The 20,145-nt window shown below is 66.0% G+C and carries 16 protein-coding genes; 13 read left to right on the top strand and 3 right to left on the bottom strand.

Annotation, left to right across the window (positions count from 1 at the left end):
• Positions 1-24: 24 nt before the first annotated feature.
• Complete coding sequence (locus tag AB1411_05285; GenBank protein ID MEW6543009.1) at positions 25-1,089, bottom strand: type IV pilus twitching motility protein PilT; 1,065 nt, start codon at positions 1,087-1,089, stop codon at positions 25-27.
• 158 nt (positions 1,090-1,247) lie between these two features.
• Positions 1,248-2,408, bottom strand: coding sequence for an 8-amino-7-oxononanoate synthase (gene bioF, locus AB1411_05280; protein ID MEW6543008.1), 1,161 nt, complete (start codon positions 2,406-2,408; stop codon positions 1,248-1,250).
• A 136-nt stretch (positions 2,409-2,544) separates the two neighbouring features.
• On the opposite strand from bioF, the gene AB1411_05275 reads away from it, so the two are divergent.
• Complete coding sequence (locus AB1411_05275) at positions 2,545-3,333, top strand: tetratricopeptide repeat protein (GenBank protein MEW6543007.1); 789 nt, start codon at positions 2,545-2,547, stop codon at positions 3,331-3,333.
• 12 nt (positions 3,334-3,345) lie between these two features.
• Here the strand turns inward: AB1411_05275 and AB1411_05270 are convergent, their stop codons facing one another.
• Positions 3,346-4,686 carry a transglycosylase SLT domain-containing protein gene (locus AB1411_05270; protein ID MEW6543006.1) on the bottom strand — a complete coding sequence of 447 codons (1,341 nt, stop codon included), beginning with the start codon at positions 4,684-4,686 and terminating at the stop codon, positions 3,346-3,348.
• Between the two features lie 221 nt (positions 4,687-4,907).
• On the opposite strand from AB1411_05270, the gene AB1411_05265 reads away from it, so the two are divergent.
• From AB1411_05265 to AB1411_05210, 12 genes are all read left to right on the top strand, one after another.
• The gene (locus tag AB1411_05265) at positions 4,908-6,053 is read left to right on the top strand and encodes an alanine--glyoxylate aminotransferase family protein (protein MEW6543005.1); all 1,146 of its coding nucleotides are present in this window, start codon (positions 4,908-4,910) and stop codon (positions 6,051-6,053) included.
• 40 nt (positions 6,054-6,093) lie between these two features.
• The gene (serA, locus tag AB1411_05260; GenBank protein ID MEW6543004.1) at positions 6,094-7,677 is read left to right on the top strand and encodes a phosphoglycerate dehydrogenase; all 1,584 of its coding nucleotides are present in this window, start codon (positions 6,094-6,096) and stop codon (positions 7,675-7,677) included.
• A 143-nt stretch (positions 7,678-7,820) separates the two neighbouring features.
• Positions 7,821-9,137, top strand: a complete 1,317-nt coding sequence (gene hisZ / locus AB1411_05255; GenBank protein ID MEW6543003.1) for an ATP phosphoribosyltransferase regulatory subunit — start codon at positions 7,821-7,823, stop codon at positions 9,135-9,137.
• Positions 9,138-9,212: 75 nt separating this feature from the next.
• Positions 9,213-10,562 carry a replicative DNA helicase gene (gene dnaB / locus AB1411_05250; GenBank protein MEW6543002.1) on the top strand — a complete coding sequence of 450 codons (1,350 nt, stop codon included), beginning with the start codon at positions 9,213-9,215 and terminating at the stop codon, positions 10,560-10,562.
• A gap of 90 nt (positions 10,563-10,652) precedes the next feature.
• On the top strand, positions 10,653-12,512 hold the full coding sequence (locus AB1411_05245; GenBank protein ID MEW6543001.1) for a tetratricopeptide repeat protein: 1,860 nt from the start codon (positions 10,653-10,655) through the stop codon (positions 12,510-12,512).
• 171 nt (positions 12,513-12,683) lie between these two features.
• Positions 12,684-13,202: a prepilin-type N-terminal cleavage/methylation domain-containing protein gene (locus tag AB1411_05240; protein MEW6543000.1), complete on the top strand. Its 519-nt coding sequence runs from the start codon at positions 12,684-12,686 to the stop codon at positions 13,200-13,202.
• A gap of 277 nt (positions 13,203-13,479) precedes the next feature.
• Positions 13,480-14,013 carry a prepilin-type N-terminal cleavage/methylation domain-containing protein gene (locus tag AB1411_05235; protein MEW6542999.1) on the top strand — a complete coding sequence of 178 codons (534 nt, stop codon included), beginning with the start codon at positions 13,480-13,482 and terminating at the stop codon, positions 14,011-14,013.
• Positions 14,014-14,236: 223 nt separating this feature from the next.
• Positions 14,237-16,192, top strand: a complete 1,956-nt coding sequence (locus AB1411_05230) for an O-antigen ligase family protein (GenBank protein ID MEW6542998.1) — start codon at positions 14,237-14,239, stop codon at positions 16,190-16,192.
• Positions 16,189-17,076 carry a hypothetical protein gene (locus AB1411_05225; GenBank protein ID MEW6542997.1) on the top strand — a complete coding sequence of 296 codons (888 nt, stop codon included), beginning with the start codon at positions 16,189-16,191 and terminating at the stop codon, positions 17,074-17,076. The genes AB1411_05230 and AB1411_05225 overlap by 4 nt, the downstream gene beginning before the upstream one ends.
• Positions 17,077-17,103: 27 nt before the next feature.
• Positions 17,104-18,033 carry an ABC transporter ATP-binding protein gene (locus AB1411_05220; protein MEW6542996.1) on the top strand — a complete coding sequence of 310 codons (930 nt, stop codon included), beginning with the start codon at positions 17,104-17,106 and terminating at the stop codon, positions 18,031-18,033.
• A gap of 2 nt (positions 18,034-18,035) precedes the next feature.
• Entirely contained in the window at positions 18,036-18,800 is a 765-nt protein-coding gene (locus tag AB1411_05215; protein ID MEW6542995.1) for an ABC transporter permease, read from the top strand.
• Positions 18,801-18,811: 11 nt separating this feature from the next.
• A complete protein-coding gene (locus tag AB1411_05210) occupies positions 18,812-20,113 on the top strand; it encodes a nucleotide sugar dehydrogenase (protein ID MEW6542994.1) in 1,302 nt (433 codons plus the stop codon).
• The last annotated feature ends 32 nt before the right edge of the window (positions 20,114-20,145 follow it).

Genomic DNA, 20,145 nt, shown 5'->3' with positions numbered 1-20,145 from the left:
GACCTCATCGAGCCGACCCGGACATCACGCGGCGCCGCCGGCCCCGGCCACGCCGCCGAACAGGTTGGGGTTCATGCTCCGGGCCTGGGCTTCCGCCTTGGTCACGAGCCCCTTGGTGACCAAGTCCACCAGGGCCATGTCCATGGTCTGCATCCCGTCCTTCTTGCTGGCCTGCATGATGCCCGGAATCTGATGGAGCTTGGCCTCGCGGATCAGGTTCCGCACGGCCGTCGTGCCGACCATGATCTCCAGCGCCGCGCACCGCCCGCCGCCCTTTTTCTTGAGCAGGGTCTGGGTGATGACCCCCTCGATGGACTCGGCGAACTGCGCGCGGACCTGGGCCTGCTGGTTCGGCGGGAACACGTCGATGACCCGGTCCACGGTCTTGGGCGCGCTGGAGGTGTGCAGGGTGCCGAAGACCAGGTGGCCGGTTTCGGCGGCCGTCAGGGCCAGTTGGATCGTCTCCAGGTCGCGCATCTCGCCGACCAGGATGATGTCCGGGTCCTCGCGCAGTGCGGACTTCAACGCGTTGGCGAACGAATGGGTGTGCGGGCCCAGCTCCCGCTGGTTGACCAGGCACTTCTTGGACTTGTGCACGAACTCGATCGGGTCCTCGATCGTGAGGATGTGGCCTTCGAAGGTGTCGTTCAGGAAGTCGAGCATGGCGGCCAGAGTCGTGGACTTGCCCGAGCCGGTCGGGCCGGTCACGAGGATCAGGCCCTTCTCCTTCTCGCAGAGCTGCCGCAGGATCGGTGGCATGCCGAGCTGCTCCAGGGCCAGGATCTTGGTCGGGATGGTCCGGAAGACCGCCGCCTCGCCGCGCCGCTGCATGAACACGTTGACCCGGAAGCGCGCGATCTCGCCCATCTCGAACGAGAAGTCGCACTCGTGGTGCTCCTGGAAGATCTTCCGCTGGAGGTCGTTCATCATGTCGAAGACCATGTCGTGGACTTCCTCTTTGGAGAGGGGGGGATGGTCCAGCTTCTTCAGGTCTCCGTGGATGCGCAACATGGGCGGCTCGCCCGAGCTGAGGTGGCAGTCCGAGGCGCCCTGTTCGACGCCGAAGGTGAGGAGCTGCGTAATGTCCATATAACCTCCTGCTGCGCCAGGCTCGGCCGGACCGCCCGGGGGAAATAGGAGAGGGGCCGCCCGGGGCGCGGGCCATGAGTTCGGTGGATGAAACTATACCAATACTGCCCGGGCAAGTGAACGGAAAAAACGATTCCGGGAGGCGACGGGAACGGCGACTAGATCAGGCCCAGCTCGCTGCCTGCCTGACGGAAGGCAGCCAGCGCCCGGTCAATGTGTTCGGGCCGGTGGTCCGCAGTGACGGTCGTCCGGATGCGGCTGGTCTCCTGGGGCACCGTGGGGGGGCGGATCGCCGGGGCGTAGACCCCCAATTGCAGCAGCCGGTCGGCGAGGGCGACGGTCCGCTCGGCGTCCCCGATCAGGACCGGCATGATCGGGCTCTGCGTGTCGGTCGTACGGAAGCCCAGGGCGGTCAGTCCCGCGTGGAGCCGTTTCCGGTTGTCCCAGAGCCTGGTGCGCCGCTCCGGCTCGGCGCTCAAGACCGCCAGCGCCGCCCGAGCCGCGGCCGCACAGGCGGGCGGCGGGGCCGTCGTGTAGATGAAGGAGCGGGCCGTGTTCACCAGATACTGGACGAGCGCGGCCGGCCCGACGACGTAAGCGCCGCTCGTCCCCAAGGCCTTGCTCAGGGTCCCCATGTGAAAGGGGAGACGGGACTCCAAGCCGAAGTGCTCTATCGTTCCCCGTCCGTTGGGGCCCATGACGCCGGTCCCGTGGGCGTCATCCACCAGGAGGCGCGCCTCGTACCGCTCCGCCAGAGCCAGCAGGTCCGGAAGGGGGGCCAGGTCTCCGTCCATGCTGAAGACCCCCTCGGTGACGATCAGGGTCTCGCGTCCGACCGGGCGCTTGGCGAGGAGCGAGGCCAGGTGATCCGGGTCGTTGTGCCGGAACCGCCGGCGGTCGGCCCCGCTCAGCCGGCAGCCGTCCAGGAGGCTCGCATGGCAGAGCCGGTCGGCCAGGATCAGGCCGCCGGCGCCGATCAGCGCGGGGATGAGGCCCACGTTGGCCAGATACCCGGACCCGAAGGTCAGCGCGGCCTCCGTCCCCTTGAATCGCGCGAGCGCGTCTTCCAGCTCCCGATGGGGCGGGAGGGTTCCGGAGACGAGCCGCGACGCGCCGGAACCGACGCCGAACCGGTCGATCGCGGCGACGGCCGCCTGTTTCAGAGCCGGATGCGTGGCCAACCCCAGGTAGTCGTTGGACGCCAGGAGGACGACCGGGCGGCCGTCCACGACGACCTCCGGGCCGGGAGGCGACTCGACCAGCCTGAGCCGGCGCAGGAGGTGTCGTTCGGTCAGATCTTGGAGTCGGTCTTCAAACATGGGACGCGGAGAACGGTAGACGGTACGCTATACCGGCAGTGCAGCTCTGTCAACGAGTGAAGGGACGGGAGCCGGCCGATTGCGTGAATTGACATCGCTTCCGGCAACCTTGTATAACGGCGCGGCGAGCCGCACCATGTCTTTCAAGATCAAGACCGAGCCCAGACGGACGACTCCGGACGAGGCGCAGCTCCTGAGCGGGATGGAGCGGCTCCTGGTCCTCGTCGAGCAGCACAGCCGGTGGGTCCTGTTGGCCGGCACGGTGCTGATCACCGTGGTGGCGGCGGTAGCGGCGGCGGTCTGGTACTACAATCGCCAGGCCGATGAGGCCATGGAACTGACCCACCAAGCCATGACGCTCTACCTAAACCGTCCGGCCGACAAGCCGGCGCTCGCGGACGAGAATCTGAAGAAGGCCGTCGGCCAACTCCGTGCGGTGGCGGACCAGTACCCCCGGACCGTCGCGGGCCAGTTGGCCCTCTATCATCTCGGCAACGCGCTCGTGCAGATCAACGATCTTTCCGGGGCGATCGAGGCGTACAAGAAATACGTCGCGACCTACGGGGCCAACAAGAACATGCTGGGATTGGTCTATCAACGTTTGGGCTATGCGTATCTGCTGAATGGCGATCGGAGCCAGGCGGAAAAGGCCTTCTCCGCGGTGCTGGAGGTGACCGGCGCGCTGAACAAGGACCAGGCGCTGTTCGAGCTCGGCAAGCTGGAGGAGGCCCAGTCTCGCCCGGAAGGGGCGTTGGCCCGGTACCAGGACCTCACGAAGAGTTATCCCGCCTCGCCCTTCGCCAACGAGGCTGCGATCAGGATCAAGGCGCTGGAAGTGAAGAAGGCTCCGGAAGGGACTCAGCCGGCTGAGCCGGCGGCCGGGGCTCCGGCCGGAAGCCCTCCCGCCTCGGCACCGACCAAGTAGGCGGAACGAATCCTAGCGGATGGCGAGCAGGTCGCCGGGCTTGATCCTGATGCGGCGGCCGGAGAGGTTGTTCAGCTCCTTCAACTCCCGGACGGACACGCGGAAACGCTTCGCGATCGTCCACAGACTGTCGCCCACCCGTACCCGATACCAGCCGCTCGATTCATCCGCCGATTCCGCGTGACCCTTCCGCTTGGAAATCTTCGCGAAACGGGCCGGTGGCTTCCAGGTCGGAACCTGAGCCAGTTTCTGCCCGACGAGCGTCCTGGTGCCGACCGGGACCTTGAGGTGGTATTCGGAATCGTCCGGCGGGGTCACGTCCCGACGCAGCTCCGGGTTCAGCCGTTTCAGCTCGGCGAAAGAGAGGCCGGCGACCTGCGCCACCTCGCGCAGGTGCACGGCCCGGTGGACCACCACTTCCTCGAATTCGTGCAGCACCGGCTCGTCCAGGCTGAACCCGAACTCGGCCGGGTTCTTGGCGATGATCGTGGCCGCCATGATGCGGGGCACGTACTCCTTGGTCTCCCGCCGGATGTGCCTGGTCTCGGCGATCTCCGAGAAGCTGTCGGCGCTGGACTTCTGCAAGGCGCGCAGGACCTTGCCCTCGCCGGCGTTGTAGGCGGCCATTGCGAGCGGCCAGGTGCCGAACAGGTCGTACAGGTCGCGCAGATACCGCGCGGCTGCGACCGTGGACTTGATCGGGTCCCGCCGTTCGTCCACGTACTGGTCCACCCGCAGCCCGTAGAGCTTTGCCGTGCCCTTCATGAACTGCCAGGGGCCGGTCGCGCGGGCGCGGGAGTAAGCGTTGGGATTGAAGCCGCTCTCGACCAGGGAGAGGAAGATCAGGTCGCTGGGCAGGTCGAACTCCGAAAAGATCCGCTCGACCTGCGGCTTGTACCGGCCGAGCCTGGTCAGCCACTGCTCGAACTTGCTGCGGATCGTCGTGTGGAAATAGCGCAGGTGGCCTTCCACCTTGTGGTCGCGCACGACCGGAATGTTGTAGAGGGAGTCGCTCGCGGCGAGCGCGGCTGCGGTGGAGACCGGAACGGGCGGCAATTGATTCTCGAGCGATTCGGCAGGCGGCGTGGGGGGCGCCGGGGTCCCGGACTCAGGGAGCGGAGCGGAGGAGACGGCCTGTCCTTCCGCGTCGTCGGACACCGACGGGGTTGCGACGGCCGTGGCCACCGGCTCCATATCCCCAGACTGGGCGTCCGGCCCGGTTCCCTCCGGCTCGCCCGGCACGGATGTCTGAGCCTGGACCTCGGGTGGACCGGCATAGATCGGGACCGCTCCCGCAAAGAGAAACCACGCGGACCCGGCCAGGAGCGACAGCGACGAGACGCGCTTCCACATGGCCTCTAAAGTAATGGCGGCGCCGAAAGTTGTCAAGAAAGATGTGGCGACGGCGGAGGTCGTCAACCTGCCGGCTTGCGCCGAAGGCAAGAGGCGGAATCGTGCGCGCGCGAGTCCCTTTTGACGGTTCGGTTGCCTTGACAGTCGGGGCGCCGGAATGATAGCGTACCGGCCTTCCTGCACGCTCACACGCTCACCGTCTCGTGAAGGAGATCCGAACGATGCTGAAGCGGTATTTGCTGGCGCCGGGTCCGACACCGGTTCCGCCCGAGGTTCTGCTCGCAATGGCCCGGCCCGTGATCCACCATCGGGCGCCGGAGTTCGCCCAGTTGTTCGGCGAGGTTCGGGAGGACCTGAAGTGGCTCTTCCAGACGCGTAACGACGTGCTGACCCTGGCCGCTTCGGGCACCGGCGGGATGGAAGGGTCGGTGGCCAACTTCCTCTCGCCCGGCGACAAGGCGCTGGTGGTCAACGGCGGCAAGTTCGGGGAGCGCTGGGGGAAGCTCTGCAAGACCTTCGGCGTGCAGGTGACGGAGATCAAGGTGGAGTGGGGACGTTCGGTGGATCCCCAGCAGGTGAGCGACGCGCTGAAGAAGGATCCGGCCATCAAGGCGGTCTACGTGCAGGCGAGCGAGACCTCCACCGGCGTGGCCCACAACGTGAAGGCGCTGGCCGAGGTCGTGAAGCCCCGCGAGAGCACGATCCTGGTGGTGGACGCCATCACGGCGCTGGGCGTCTTCGACATCAAGACCGACGCCTGGGGGCTCGACGTGGTCGTGACCGGTTCCCAGAAGGCCCTCATGCTGCCGCCCGGGCTGGCGTTCGTGAGCGTCAGCGAGAAGGCCTGGCAACTGGCCGAGAAGGCCAAGAACGCCGCCTTTTACTTCAACTTCAAGAAAGAGCGGGAATCCCAGAGCAAGAACCAGACGGCCTACACGCCGGCCGTCTCCATGATCCTGGGCTTGCAGGAGGTCCTGAAGATGTTCAAGGCCGAGGGGCTGGAGGCGGTCTTCGCCCGCCAGGCCCGTCTGGCCCAGGCGATGCGCGAGGGGGTCAAGGCTGCCGGCCTCGCGCTCTTTCCGAAGGAGTCGCCCAGCGACGCCCTGACCGCCGTCTCGGCGCCGGAGGGCGTGGACGGCCAGGCGATCTACAAGAACCTCCGCGTGCAGTACGGCATCACCGCGGCGGGCGGGCAGGATCATTTGAAGGGCAAGATCTTCCGGATCTCCCACATGGGCTACATGGACACCTTCGACGTGATCACGGCGCTGGCCGCGACCGAAATGGTGCTCAAGGGATTGGGACACCCGGTCAAGCTGGGCAGCGGGGTCGCCAAGGCTCAGGAACTGTTGATGGTGAAGAGCTGAGGGCGGGTGTCTGCTAGCTGGGAGTTGAGAGCGAACCTCGATGAAGATTCTGGTGAGTGACAGCCTGTCGAAACAGGGACTCGAGATCCTCCAGAAGGCCGGCTTCACGGTGGACGTGAAGACCAAGCTGTCCAAGGAGGACCTGCTCAGGGAGATCAAACAGTACGACGGGCTCGTCGTCCGTTCCGCCACCAAGGTCACGGCGGACGTGATCGCGGCGGCCGAGCGGCTGAAGGTCGTGGGCCGGGCCGGCTCCGGCTTGGACAACGTGGACACCCAGGCCGCCACCCGACGCGGAATCGTGGTGATGAACACGCCCGGCGGGAACACGGTCACCACCGCCGAGCACACGATGGCGATGATCTTTTCGATGACCCGCCGCGTTCCCCAGGCCACCGCCTCGATGAAGGGGGGGAAGTGGGAGAAGGAGCGGTTCATGGGCGTCGAGCTCTACAACAAGACCCTCGGCATCGTCGGCATCGGCCAGATCGGCGGCTACCTGGCCAAGCTGGCCCAGGGCATCTCGATGAACGTGATCGCCTACGACCCCTACCTGGCCGAGGAGCGGGCCAGCAAGATGGGCGTCGAGCTGGTGGATCTCGCGGATCTGTTCCGGCGCGCCGACATCATCTCGGTCCACACCCCGCTCACGCCCGAGACCCGTTCGCTGATCAACAAGGACGTGATCGAGACGATGAAGCCGGGCGTGATGATCGTCAACTGCGCCAGGGGCGGGATCGTCAACGAGGGGGACCTCTACGAGGCTCTGAAGAGCAAGCGGGTGGCGGCTGCGGCCTTCGACGTGTTCGAGGAGGAGCCGGTCAAGCCGGACAATCCGCTGCTGACCCTCGACAACTTCATCTGCACCCCGCACATCGGCGCCTCCACGGCCGAGGCGCAGGAAAACGTGGCGATCGGGATCGCCGAGCAGATCGTGGACTACTTCACGAAAGGAATCGCGCGCGGGGCGGTGAACATTCCGTCGGTTTCCCCGGAGCTGCTGCCGCGACTGCAGCCCTACCTGACGCTCGCGGAGAAGCTCGGCCGGCTGCAGGCCCAGCTCTTCGAGGGCGGGCTCGAGCGCGTCACGGTCGAGTACAGCGGCGACGTGGCCGCCCTGGCCGTCGCGCCCCTGACGATCGCGGTCCTGAAGGGGCTGTTCACGCCGATCCTGGAGGACGCCGTCAACTACGTGAACGCCCCGGTGGTCGCCAAGGAGCGGGGGATCGAGGTCAAAGAGGTCAAGAGCAGCGACGCGGGCGACTACACGAGCGTCATCCGGGTCCGCGTCGAAGCCGGGAAGCAGACGCACCGGCTGGCCGGGACCCTCTACCACCGCAAGGATCCCCGGGTCATCGAGATCGACGACTTCCGCGTCGAAGTCGCGCCCGAAGGGCACATGCTGTTCATCCTCAACGTGGACCGGCCCGGCGTCATCGGCAGCGTCGGCCAGGTCCTGGGGGATCACCAGGTCAACATCGCCAGGATGCAATGTTCCCGCGAGGAGCGCGGCGGCAACGCACTGCTGATCATCGGGCTGGACGCGCCCCTGCCGTCCGGCATGCTCGAGACGATCAGGCGCGGGCAGAACATCCTCTCCGTCAAGCTGGTTGATCTCTCGTAAGGAGAGGCGCGAGGCTCGGGGCCAGAGGCAAGGGGCGAGGTGTTCCGATCCTCCCCTTGCCCCGTGCCTCTCGCCTCGTGCCTTGTTTCACCATGCCCCGCCCGTCGCAAGCCAGTCGACCCAAGCGCCCATTGCGCGAGCCCGTGACCATCGGCGCCCGCCACGACCGCGCCCTGATCCCGGCCGGCATGACCACGATCCTCCCCCAGACCGCGGAGCGGGTCCGCCGGCTGGAGGGGACTCTGCTGGCCTGTCTGGGCCGCTGGGGATACCGGGAGATCATCCCGCCCACCTTCGAGTACCTGGACGTCCTCTCGGCCGGCCTGGAGCCGGAGGTGATCGAGCAGTGCTACAAGTTCGCGGACCGGACGACGGGGCGGATTCTGCTCCTGCGGCCGGACGTCACGGCCCAGATCGCCCGGATCGTCGCGATGGGGCTGCTGGAGCCCAACCGGCCGCTTCGGCTCTGCTACCGCACGACCGTGTTCCGGGACGAGCCGGAGCATGCGGGACGCGAACGGGAGCTGTTCCAGGTCGGCGCGGAGCTGATCGGGGTCGACGACGTGGCGATGGACGGGGAGATCCTCGCGCTGATGATCGACTGTCTGGAGCAGATCGGCCTGTCGGCTTTTACGATCTCGCTGGGCCACGTGGGGTTCTTCAAGGGGCTCCTGGCCAAGTCCGGCCTCTCGGCGGACGCTCAGAAGCGGGCGGAGCAGGCCGCCGCGCGCAAGGACCTGCCCCGGCTCGAGGAAATCCTGGCCGAGGAACGGGTCGCGAAGCCGAAGGCCCGCGGCATTCTGGCGGCGCCCGGCCTCTACGGGCGGGAGGACGTGCTCGAGCAGGGACGCAAGCTGGCCGGGCGGGACCGGGATCTGCGCGCGGCGCTCGACCGGCTCACCCGGGTCTATCGCCTGCTCGCCGACTGCGGGCTCAAGCAGCGGCTGGTGCTCGATCTGGGGGAGTTCCGCGGGTTCGACTACTACGACGGCGTGGTCTTCGACGTGTTTGCCGACGGGATCGGCTGCGAGCTGGGCGGGGGCGGGCGGTACAACCACCTGATCGGCCGGTTCGGGCGGGATCTGCCCTCCACCGGCTTCGCGTTCGACGTGGATCGCCTCTTCCGCGCCCTGGATCGGGGGGACGGGGGTGCCCGGTCCGTCGCCGGCGTGCTGGTGTCGGCCCAAGCGAGCCGGGGCGACCGGCTGTTCCAGGTCTCCCGGCTGCTGCGCGAGGCCGGGTTCCGGGTCCTGCAGGGCCGGCTGCGCCCGTCCGGGGCCGACCCGGTCCGGTCGGCCGTGGAGGAGGGAAGGGCGCAAGCGGCGTCGGCCGTGGTGATTCTCGGCGCGCCGGGCCTGTCCGCCGAGGAAGCCCTGGTCGCGGCCGGTCCAAGGCTGTCCGTGCGCAGGACGGTCAGGATCAAGGAACTGCCCGCTCTCTTAATTAAAAGTGATCGGTGATGCGTGACAAGTTAAGGCGGAACGAATGAGGATTAAACTGACCCCATCACCCATCACCCATCACCCATCACGAAAATGACGCCTCCGGACCTGTCGGAACCCAGGCTCCCTCCCCAAAATCTCGAAGCCGAGCAGTCCGTCCTGGGCGCGATCCTGCTGGACAATGCCGCCATGGCCAAGGCCATGGAGTTGCTCACGGAAGAGGACTTCTACCGGACCGCCCACCGCAAAGTTTACCAGGCCATGCTCGACCTGTCGGAGCACGGCGAGGTCATCGACCAGATCACGCTGACCGAGCACCTGAAGACCAAGGGCGAGCTGGAGTCGGTGGGCGGCTCGGCCTATCTCGCCGAGCTGGTCCAGGTCGTGCCGACGGCCGCCAACGTCAAGTACCACTGCAAGATCGTGCGCGACAAGGCGCTGCTGCGGGGGCTGATCACGACCTCGACCGACGTGATCGAGCGGGGTTACGACGGGACCGTGCCGGTCGACGAGCTGCTGGACTTCGCGGAACGCTCGGTCTTCAGCCTGGCGCAGGGCAAGCTGGGCCGGTCCTTCACCGAGCTCAAGCACATCATCAAGGAGAGCCTGGACATCGTCGATACGCTTTCCCGGCGGAAGGAAAAGGTGACGGGGGTTCCGACCGGGTTCGAACGACTGGATGATTTGACCGCGGGATTGCAGCCCTCGGACCTCATCGTGGTCGCCGGCCGTCCCAGCATGGGCAAGACCAGCCTGGCGCTGGGCATGGCCCAGCACGCGGCCATCCACCATCAGAAAGTGGTCGGCATCTTCAGCCTCGAAATGTCGAAAGCCCAGCTGGTCTTGCGGATGCTCAGTTCGGAGGCTCGCGTGGACTCGCACCTTCTCCGGACCGGCAAGCTCCAGAAGGAGGACTGGTGGCGGCTGGCGGAGGCGGCCGGGAGGCTCGAGCAGGCGTCCATCTTCATCGACGACACGGGCTCGCTGACCGTGCAGCAGATGCGGGGCAAGGCGCGGCGGCTGTTGGCGGAGCAAAAGCGCCTCGACCTCATCATCGTGGACTATCTGCAGCTCATGCAGGGACGCACCGACGCCGAGTCGCGCCAGCAGGAGATCTCGGACATTTCCCGCTCCCTGAAAGCCCTGGCGAAGGAGCTCAACGTGCCGGTGATGGCCCTGTCCCAGTTGAGCCGCGCCGTGGAGAGCCGCAAACCGCCGATCCCGATGCTCGCCGATCTCCGGGAGAGCGGGGCCATCGAGCAGGACGCCGACGTGGTCATGTTCATCTATCGCGAGGACGTCTACGAGCCCGAGACGGAGCGCAAGGGCATCGCGGACATTCTCATCCGAAAGCACCGGAACGGGCCCACCGGCGATCGCCAATTGGTCTTCCTCGACAAGTTCGCGAAATTCGAGAACATGGAAGAGGACCACGCCGTTTGACTCCCCCTCCGGGGAGCCCGTATAATCCGGTCACTCGAAGGACGGGCCATCGCGCCGATTTCGCGCGCCTCAACGGGGAAGGACAGAATCGTGACGAACGGGGGGGGAGGCTGCGTGACCGCGCCGCGGCGGCTCCGGAGGGCATGGGCCCGGTCGCTGGCCAGCCTCGTCCTGATTCTCTCGATCGTCGTGTCCTGCACGACCGTGCCGCAAGCGGGCACGGAGGCCGGCCCGGCGCCGGACAAGCAGGCGGCCGGCCCGGTGCCGCAAGCTCCTCCCGCCGATCCCCGTTCCTACTACCACTTCATTCTCGGTTACCAGGCTGAGCTGGAGAAGGACTCCGAGCAGGCGATCAAGGAATACCTCGCGGCCCTCCGCGGCGATCCCTCCTCGGTCGTGCTCAAATCCAGGCTGGCCTCGCTCTACTTTGCAACCGGCGACGTCGTCAAGGCGGTGCGATTCGCCGACCGGGTGGCCGAGGCGGACGTGCGCGACCTGCACATTCTCCTGCAGATGGCCGGCGTCTTTGCAGGGGCGGGACAGGCGGGCAAGGCCCTGGCCCTCTACGATCGCGCGATCCAGCACCATCCGGCGAGCAGCGAGCCGTATTTCTCGAAGGGCGTCTTGCTCGTCAATCTGAAGCGGCTGCCCGAGGCCGAGCGGGCGTTCGAGCAGGGGGTCGAGAAGGCCCAGGGATCTCCGCTCGGCTACTACTACTTGGGGCGTATCGGCGTCGAAACCAAGCAGCACGAGCGGGCCATCGCGAACTTCGAGCGGGCCATCGCCGTCAACGCGAGCTTCGAGCCGGCCTACATCGCGCTGGCGTCGGTGTACGAAACCCGGGAGGAGCGGGATAAGGCCGCCTCGGTGTATCGTCGGTACCTCCAGGCCGTGAGCCCGCACAGCCGGGAGGTCCGGCAGCACCTGATTCGCCTGTACCTGCAGGATCGGCTCTACCGCGAGGCCCTCGACGAGCTGGAGGTCATGCTCCGCGAGGACCCCGACGACCTGGACACCCAGCTCCGCATCGGTCTGATCTTCGGCGAGATGAAGGACTATCCCCAAGCCATCGAGCGGCTGCAGAAGATCCTGGCGGCCCGTCCGGCCGAGCTGCGGGTTCGGGACTACCTGGGACTGATGTACGAGGAGCTCAAGCAGTACGACCAGGCGATGGCCGCGTACGAACAGAATGTCCGGATGCAGCCAGCATACGTGGACGGGCACATGCACATGGGGTTCCTGCAGTACCGGCTGAAGCGGTACCAGGAGGCGATTACGCATTTCGCCGAGGCCGTCAGGCTGAATCCCAAGCAGCCTGACGCGCACCTGCTCTTGGGGCTGACTTACCTGCAGATCGAGCAGTACGCGCAAGCCTCGCAGGTGTTCGAGGAGGGCATCCGCCAGCATCCTGGAAGCGCGGACCTCCACTTCAACCTGGGGACCGCTTACGACAAGCTGAACCGTTTCGACGACGTGGTCCGGGCGATGGAAGCGGCGCTCAAGTTGGACCCACAGCACGCGGACGCGCTGAATTACCTTGGCTACAGTTACACCGAGCGCGGCATCAAGATCGAGGAGGCGCTGTCGCTGATCCAGCGGGCCGTGTCCCTGAAGCCCAACAACGGGTATTACATCGACAGCCTCGCGTGGGCTTTCTTCAAGATGAACCGGTTCGACGAGGCTCTGGCGGAGATGAAGAAGGCTGTGTCGCTGGTCAAGGACGATCCGGTCATCTTCGAGCACCTGGGCGAGATCTACCTCAAGCAGCACCGGCTCACGGAAGCGCGAGAGGCCTGGCTCCGGTCGCTGGAACTGGATCCGACCAACGTCAAGCTGATGGAGCGATTCCGTGCGAGCGGCATGGGGGATCCGGCCTCGGAGGAGCGGGTCCGTCAGGCAAAGAACCGTGTCTCCCAGCACGGCGGCACGTCCCCGCAGCCCACCCCGTGAACCTTTCTGACCGTCTGCCTCCGTACAAAAAAGCCCTGGAAACATTGAGCTAGTTCTCGGAGGGCCGGCCCATCGTCGCACGAGCCACGGCTCTGGCACTGAATGTGCTTATCCCCAGTATCCCTGTGCCTTCAACTTGGATGGGCGGTCTCAGCAAGAATGAGGTGGGCAATGCGAAATCGTCTGCGCGAGCAAGAAGCCTTTACCCTCATCGAGTTGATGATCGTGGTGGCGATCATCGGCATTCTGGCCGCCATCGCCGTTCCGCAATACTTGAGGTGGCAGGTCCAATCCAGACAGGCGGAAGCCAAGACGAATCTGGGCGGCATCTTCGCCGCCGAACTGTCCTACTACGGAGCCAACTCGCGCTTCGGCAGCTTCGGGGAAGTGGGCTTCGCCTTGGCGGCCGCGTCCAATCGCTATACCTACCGCAGCCCGGGCGACGGGGGGAACTCCGGGGCCTCCTGTGGGGGAGCCACCACATCCTCCTGCATCTTGTCCGGGATCGGTACCTCGGCCGCCGACGGACAGGGAACCGCCGGGCTCGTCGCGATGGGATCGCTGTCACCGCCGGGCTTCACGGCGACCGCCGCCGGCAACCTGGACACCGATGCGACGGTCGATCAATGGCACGTCAACGACCTCAAGCAGGGGCTCGCCGCGGCGGACCAGGATGACGTGGCATTTTAGGGCCGTGCTGCCAATTCTCGGCATATCAGGACGAAAAATGGAGACCCCGAGGGCAAGGCACCGTTTCTCATGCCCGTCTCATGCGCTAACCAGACGGTTTCTTTTGAAAATCTCCTGAATGTCCGGGCAGGACGGTACGGCATGAAACCTGCTCACTTCTCTAGTCCAGCGCACATTCTCCTGCTTGGAGGCTCGCGAGGAGGCGGCTCCATTAAGGACCCACGTAACTATGGATGTCGGGATGAGCCGGGGGAAACAAACGGAAGGAGGAGGGATCATGTTGAAGTCATTGCGCAGTCAAAAGGGTTTCACCCTCATCGAGTTGATGATCGTGGTGGCGATCATCGGCATTCTGGCCGCCATCGCGATTCCCAACTTCTTGAGGTACCAGGCTCAGTCCCGTCAGGCTGAGGCCAAGACGAACCTGGGCGGCATCTTCGTCGCCGAAACCTCCTATTTCGGCGAGCAGTCCCGATTCGGGAGCTTCCAGGAGATCGGATTCGCCCTGGCCGGGACCAGCAACCGGTACAAGTACTCCGCTGCACCGAACGGCGGAAACGCTGCCGCACCGACCTCCTGCGCAGCGACCAACCTGACCACGAGCTGCATCTTCGTCGGGACCGGGATTCCCGATCCGGGCGACGATCCCGGCAGCACGGTGGGTGCCGTGGCCGGCGCGAGCACGACCACGGTCGGCTTTACATCGGCAGCCTGGGCCAACCTGGACAATGACCCCACGCTGGATCGGTGGTACGTCAACGACATCAAGCAGAATCTCCAGAACGCGGATCGGAACGACGTGACCGGCTAATAACCGGGAGCGGTCTCCGGCGGGGAGGAGCTTCCTGATCTCCTCCCCGCACCCTTTCTGCTCACGAGCTTCCCTGACGCCTGACGATGTGAACGGTTACCCTGTCCCACCGCGCCAACTTCCCCTCGGTCGACTCTCGACTGGCTCTCTGGTCTCGGTCTCGTCGGTTCAGCCCCTCCTGTCCGGTTGGCCTCCTTGGCTGCTCCTGCTGAGCGGGCTCGTGATGTTCACCCCGTTGCTGGAGGGGGGCACGACCCATCAGGCGGTCATGGTGATCCGACTCCTGATTCTGGCCCTGGTCGGCCTCTGGCTGGCCGGAGGCATCAGGACCGGCACGCTCCCCTGGGCGTCGCTTCGGGTCGGCCCGACTATCCTTGCCTTTCTCGCGCTGGGCGCTGTCTCCGCGCTCTTCTCCCCCTACGCGAATCAGAGCTGGCAGTGGCTGATCGTGCTCCTGGGCTATGGGCTGCTGCTCCTCGTGCTCGTGTCCTCAATCGAACGGTGGGATCACGTGTTCAAGCTGCTGACGATCCTGATCGGCATGGGAGTCGGCGAGGCGGCCTGGGCGCTGGTGCAGTGGGGGCCGGGACGCGCGATCAGGCCGAGCGGGACCTTTTTCAATCCGAACTTCCTGGCCGGTTACCTGGCCGCAGTCTGGGTGATCCTGCTGGCCTTCGTCTGCTACCGGCGGAGACTAGGCGGGTGGGGAACGGGATCAGGCCGGGTCCGGACGGTTCTCTTGGCCGGCTCGCTGGGAGCCCTCGCCCTTCTGCTCGCGGCCATTTTCTTGACCGGCTCACGTGGCGGGATGCTCGCCACCCTGGCCGGGACCGCCCTGGTGGTTGGACTGCGGTTTGGCCGGAAGGGCATCGGCCTGCTCCTCATGGCGGTCTTGCTGGGGATCGCGGCTCCGAACCCGCTGCGGGACCGGGTGTTGGCCGAGCATGCGATCAACCCGGTGAGCTACGCGAGGGTCCAGATCTGGGAATCCTCTCTCCGCGCGATGGCGGACCATCCGTTCGGGGTGGGGCTCGGCCTGTATCAATACGTCTATCCCCGTTATGCGCAGCCGGTGGAGGGGGAGATCACCAGGTACGGGAAGGTCGCCCAGAATGCCCACAACGAATACCTCCAGATGGGCGTCGAGATGGGCCTCGCCGGGCTCCTCGTCTTCATCTGGGGCGTGATCCTGGTCGCGCGGGAGGCGGCCAGGGCCTTGCGGGAGCGGCTTGGACGTCGGCAGCGGATCGCGCTCGTCGGTGCGAGCGCGGCCCTCGCGACCGTGCTGACCCAGGCGGCGGTGGATGCCAACCTGCACGAGCCGGCCATTGCGCTCTTCCTCACGCTTTGCGTGGGGATCGTGCTCTCCGGCCGTCGGCTGGCTGGTGCGGCGAGTGGGCAGATTCGGTCCTTTCCGCTCCGTCCCAGGCTGGTCTGGGCCGGATTGGGCGCGCTGGCGCTGGTTCTGGCTGCGGTCCATGTCGTGAGGCTGGGGGTCGCCTGGACGACGTTCGAGGCCGGCTCTCGAGCGGCTGCCGATCAGGATGTCCGGAAAGCCGTCGCCGACTACGCGGCCGCCATCGAACTGGACCGGGACAAGGCCCTGTACCACAGTTCGCTCGCGGCCGTCTATTTTCGGATCTACGAGCGGACCCGCGACGCGGCGGCGGCCGAGGCTGCCCGTGCGGAGCTTCGCACGGCCATGGAACTCAACCCCCTGGACGGGCGTCTGCCGGGATTGCTGGGCCTCGTGTCGGCTTCAATGGCCGGCTCTCTGCCGCCGAACGGTCCGAACGCGCAGGCGTCCCGTGCGCGGCGGGCGACGCTGCTGCGCGAGGCTGTCCAGGCCTATGAGCGGGCAGCGGAGTTGGAGCCCTTCTCGCCGTTTCATCGTCTGGAAGCGGGGCGCGTGCGGCTTGCGCTGGGCGAGCCGGAACGGGCCGAGGTGTGGGCGCGGCAGGCCGTCGAGCTGGAGCCGAATTTTCTGCCCGGCCGGGAATGGCTGGCGCGCTTCTATCTCGCGGCCGGGCGTCGCGGCGATGCCGTGCGCGAATACTGGGAAATTCGCGAGAGGCAGAAGCGCTACGAGGGGTGGGCGAAGGATCCGGTCGAAGAGCGGTTTTTGGCGGTCAATGCCGCGGAGCTGGAGCGGATGGTGCTCGCAGGGGTGGGTTCATGAGCGGGGCCGCCTTGCCCATGCGGCTGGCCGGCTGGTTGGCGGCCGGAAGTCTGCTGTGCGTCCTCGGGGGGGCGGCGGTTTCGGTGCTGACCCTGTTGGAGCGGCAGCGCCCGGCTCTGGCCATGGCGGCGGAACTGACCTATCTGCCCAAGGGGGAATATCTGAAGGTCGCCGTTCTGGGGTATCGGCAGGTGGTGGCCGACCTCATCTGGCTGAAGGCCGTGCATCTGTTCGGCGCCAGGCAGCAGACGACCGAGGGGTATCGAGTCGCCTACCATGCGGTGGACGTGCTGACAGACCTGGACCCGAAGTTCGCCTACGCCTATCAGGCGGCCGGGGCGAACCTGGCTGTCTGGGGAAACTTGATCCCCGAGAGCGTGGCGATCCTGACCAAGGGGGTCGAGCACAATCCGGACGTGTGGGATCTCCCGTTTCTGCTCGGCTATGATTATTACTTTGAGTTGCGCGACCCGGTGAGAGCCGCACCCCATTTCCGGCGCGCGGCCGCGCTCAAGGGGGCCCCGGAGTACCTGCCCCGGCTCGCAGCCAGAATGGCCGTGGAGGCCGGCGACCTGGACGCGGCGCTGGAGTTTCTCCAGCGCATGTATCACCAGCAAGAGGACCCGCGGATGCGAGAGGGACTGGAACGGCGGATCAGGGAAGTGGTGGCGGAGAAGGACATCCGGTTTCTCGAGGAAGGGGTCCGGCGGTATCGCGACCGCTATGGGCGCTTCCCTGCGCGACTGGACGAGTTGGTCGCCGGGGGGATCGTGGTCCAGATTCCCGAGGAGCCGCTGGGCGGGACCTATGAGCTGAATCCCTCCGACGGGACGGTCAGGAGCACGGGGCTCCGCGAGCGGCTGCGGGTGTATCGTCCCAACTAGGGAGGGGAGCTGAGGCGGAAGCAGATCGTGGACGCGATCGTCATCGAAGGGCTCACCAAGATCTTCCAACCCGGCTGGCCGGGCCGACCGCCCGTGACGGCCCTGGCCGGGCTTTCGCTCTCCGTCCGCCGCGGGGAGATCTATGGGTTCCTCGGGCCGAACGGGGCGGGCAAGACCACCACGTTGAAGATCCTGATGGGGTTGATGCGCGCCACGAGCGGGATGGCCGAGGTCCTCGGCCGGCCGGCCGGCGACGTGCCCGTGCGCCAGCAGATCGGGTTCCTGCCCGAGTCTCCGTATTTTTATGATTACCTCACCGCGGAAGAGTTCTTGACGTTCTACGGTCGGCTGGCCGGCCTGGGCGGGGCCGGCCTGAGCCGGCGGGTGTCGGAACTTTTGGATCTGGTGGGGCTGACTGAGGCCAGGTCCCGGCAGCTCCGGAAATTTTCGAAGGGGATGCTCCAGCGGATCGGGCTGGCCCAGGCCCTCATCCACGACCCCGAGCTGGTGATCTTGGACGAGCCCATGTCCGGGCTCGATCCGATCGGGCGGAAGCAGATCCGCGACCTGATCCTGGGACTTCGCGAGCAGGGCAAGACGGTGTTCTTCAGCACGCACATCATCCCCGACGTCGAGATCATGTGCGACCGGGTCGGGATCGTGGTGAAGGGACGGTTGATCGCGTCGGGCCGCGTCGAGGAACTGACGGCCAAGCAGCACGTCCAGTCCGTCGAGGTCGTCTGCGAAGGGATCGAAGCCTCGCGGGTGCCTGCGATCGCGGCTGCATCCGCCAGGATCGTCCAGCGGGGACGACAGAGCCTCGTGGTCCTGCCCGGGCCGGAGCGTCTGGACGACGTGGTGGAGGCGATCAGAGCGCAAGGGGGCACGCTCGTGTCGGTCATGCCCCAGAAGGGCTCGATCGAGGACTGGTTCTTCCGGCCGGACGTGCAGGGGTGACGATGGGACCGGTCACGGTGATCGCGTTCAACACGTTCCGGGAGAACCTGCGGGACCGGGTGCTCTACAACCTGCTGTTCTTCGCGCTGCTGTTGATCGGCGGGTCGGTCGTTCTGGGAACGTTGACGATCATGGAGCAAAAGAAAATCATCACGGACATGGGGCTGGCCGCGATCAACCTCGTCGGGGTCTTGATCGCCATCTTCGTGGGCGTGGGCCTGGTCAGCAAGGAGATCGAGCGGCGGACGGTCTATACGATCATGGCGCGGCCGATCAGCCGGACCCAGTTCATCCTGGGCAAGTACCTGGGGTTGGCGCTTACGCTGCTGGTCAACGTGCTCATCATGCTGGCGGTCTTCCTCGCCACGCTCTGGATGAACCAGGCGACGCTCCATCCGGCTTTGCTGCAGGCCGTCCAGCTCACCTTCGTCGAGCTTCTGCTCGTGACCGCGTTGGCCCTGCTGTTTTCGACGTTCAGCTCCTCCACCCTGAGCGCGATCATGGCGCTCGGCTTGTACGTCATCGGACACTTGACGTCGGACCTGAAAGGCCTGGCCGAGAAAAGCGAGAGCGGGATGTTGCAGGCCGTCGTGACAAGTCTCTATTATCTCTGTCCGAATCTGGAGGTGCTGAACATCAAGGGATCGGCCGGAGCGGGCGTGGCCGTGACCTGGTCCTATCAGGCTCTCGCGTCGGCCTACGGGCTGTTGTATGCGGGATTGCTGCTCGGGGCGGCCTGCCTGGTGTTCCGGAACCGGGATTTTTGAGGGAGGTTGGGATGGCATTGTTGGAAAAAATCAAGGACCGCACGGCTGTCGTCGGAGTCGTGGGGCTGGGCTACGTCGGGCTGCCCCTGGCGGTGCTGCAGGCCAAGACGGGGTACCGGGTCGTCGGGATCGATGAGGTCGCCGAGAAGGTGGAGATGGTCGCGCGAGGCCAGAACTACATCTCGGACGTGGACTCGGACGAGCTGCGACAGGTGGTGGGCAAGGGCAAGCTGACCGCGACGAGCGAGTTCGAGGCGCTCCGCGGATGCGACGTCGTGTTGATCTGCGTGCCCACGCCCTTGACCAGGAACAAGGAGCCGGACATCAGTGCGATCGTCAAGGTGACGAAGGAACTGGCCAGACAGGTGCATCCGGACATGCTCGTCGTCCTGGAGAGCACGACCTATCCGGGGACGACGGAGGAGGTCATGATGCCGATCCTGACGGAAGGCGGGCTAAAAGTCGGCCAGGACCTCTACATCGCCTTCTCGCCGGAGCGGGTCGATCCGGGCAACCGTTCGTTCAAGACCCACAACACCTTCAAGCTGGTCGGCGGGGTGACGCCGGCTTGCCTGACCGCCGCGAGGAGTTTCTACGAGCAGTCCATCGTGAAGATCTTTCCGGTCTCCTCGCCGCGCGTGGCGGAGATGACCAAGGTGTTCGAGAACGTCTTCCGGTCCGTCAACATCGCGCTGGTCAACGAGCTCGCGGTGCTGTGCGACCGGATGGGGTTGAACGTTTACGAGGTGATCGATGCCGCGGCGACCAAGAACTTCGGCTTCATGCCGTTCTATCCCGGGCCGGGCGTGGGCGGGCACTGCATCCCGCTGGATCCCTACTACCTGGCCTGGAAGTCCAAGGAATATGACCTCCACACGCGGTTCATCGAATTGGCCGGCGAGATCAACGAGAGCATGCCCTACTACGTCGTGTCCAAGCTCCAGCGCGTCCTGAACCGGCGCGGGCTCTGCCTCAACGGAGCGGATGTTCTGATCCTGGGCGTGACGTACAAGGCGGACGTGGCCGATTGGCGGGAGACGCCGGCGATCAAGGTGATGGAGCTGTTGCAGCACGAGGGGGCCCGGCTCGGCTATGCGGACCCCTTCACCCCTTCGGTTGCGATCGCGGGGCGGTCCTATGAGGCCGTGCCCCTCACGGACGAGCGGTTGGAGCGCTGCGCTTGCGCTCTGATCCTGACGGCCCACTCGGCCTTCGATTACGAGCAGGTGGTCCGCCGTGCCCCCGTCGTCTTCGACACAAGGAACGCGACGAAGCGCGTCGCGGCGGGCAGGGAGAAGATCGTCCTGCTATAGGGCCTTCCCGAAGGAACCGGGACGGGAACCGC

The sequence above is a fragment of the Nitrospirota bacterium genome (assembly GCA_040757595.1).
Classification (GTDB): domain Bacteria; phylum Nitrospirota; class Nitrospiria; order Nitrospirales; family Nitrospiraceae; genus JBFLWP01.
The sequence above is the reverse complement of the archived record's forward strand: the minus strand, read 5'-3'. Positions and strand labels throughout refer to the sequence as shown.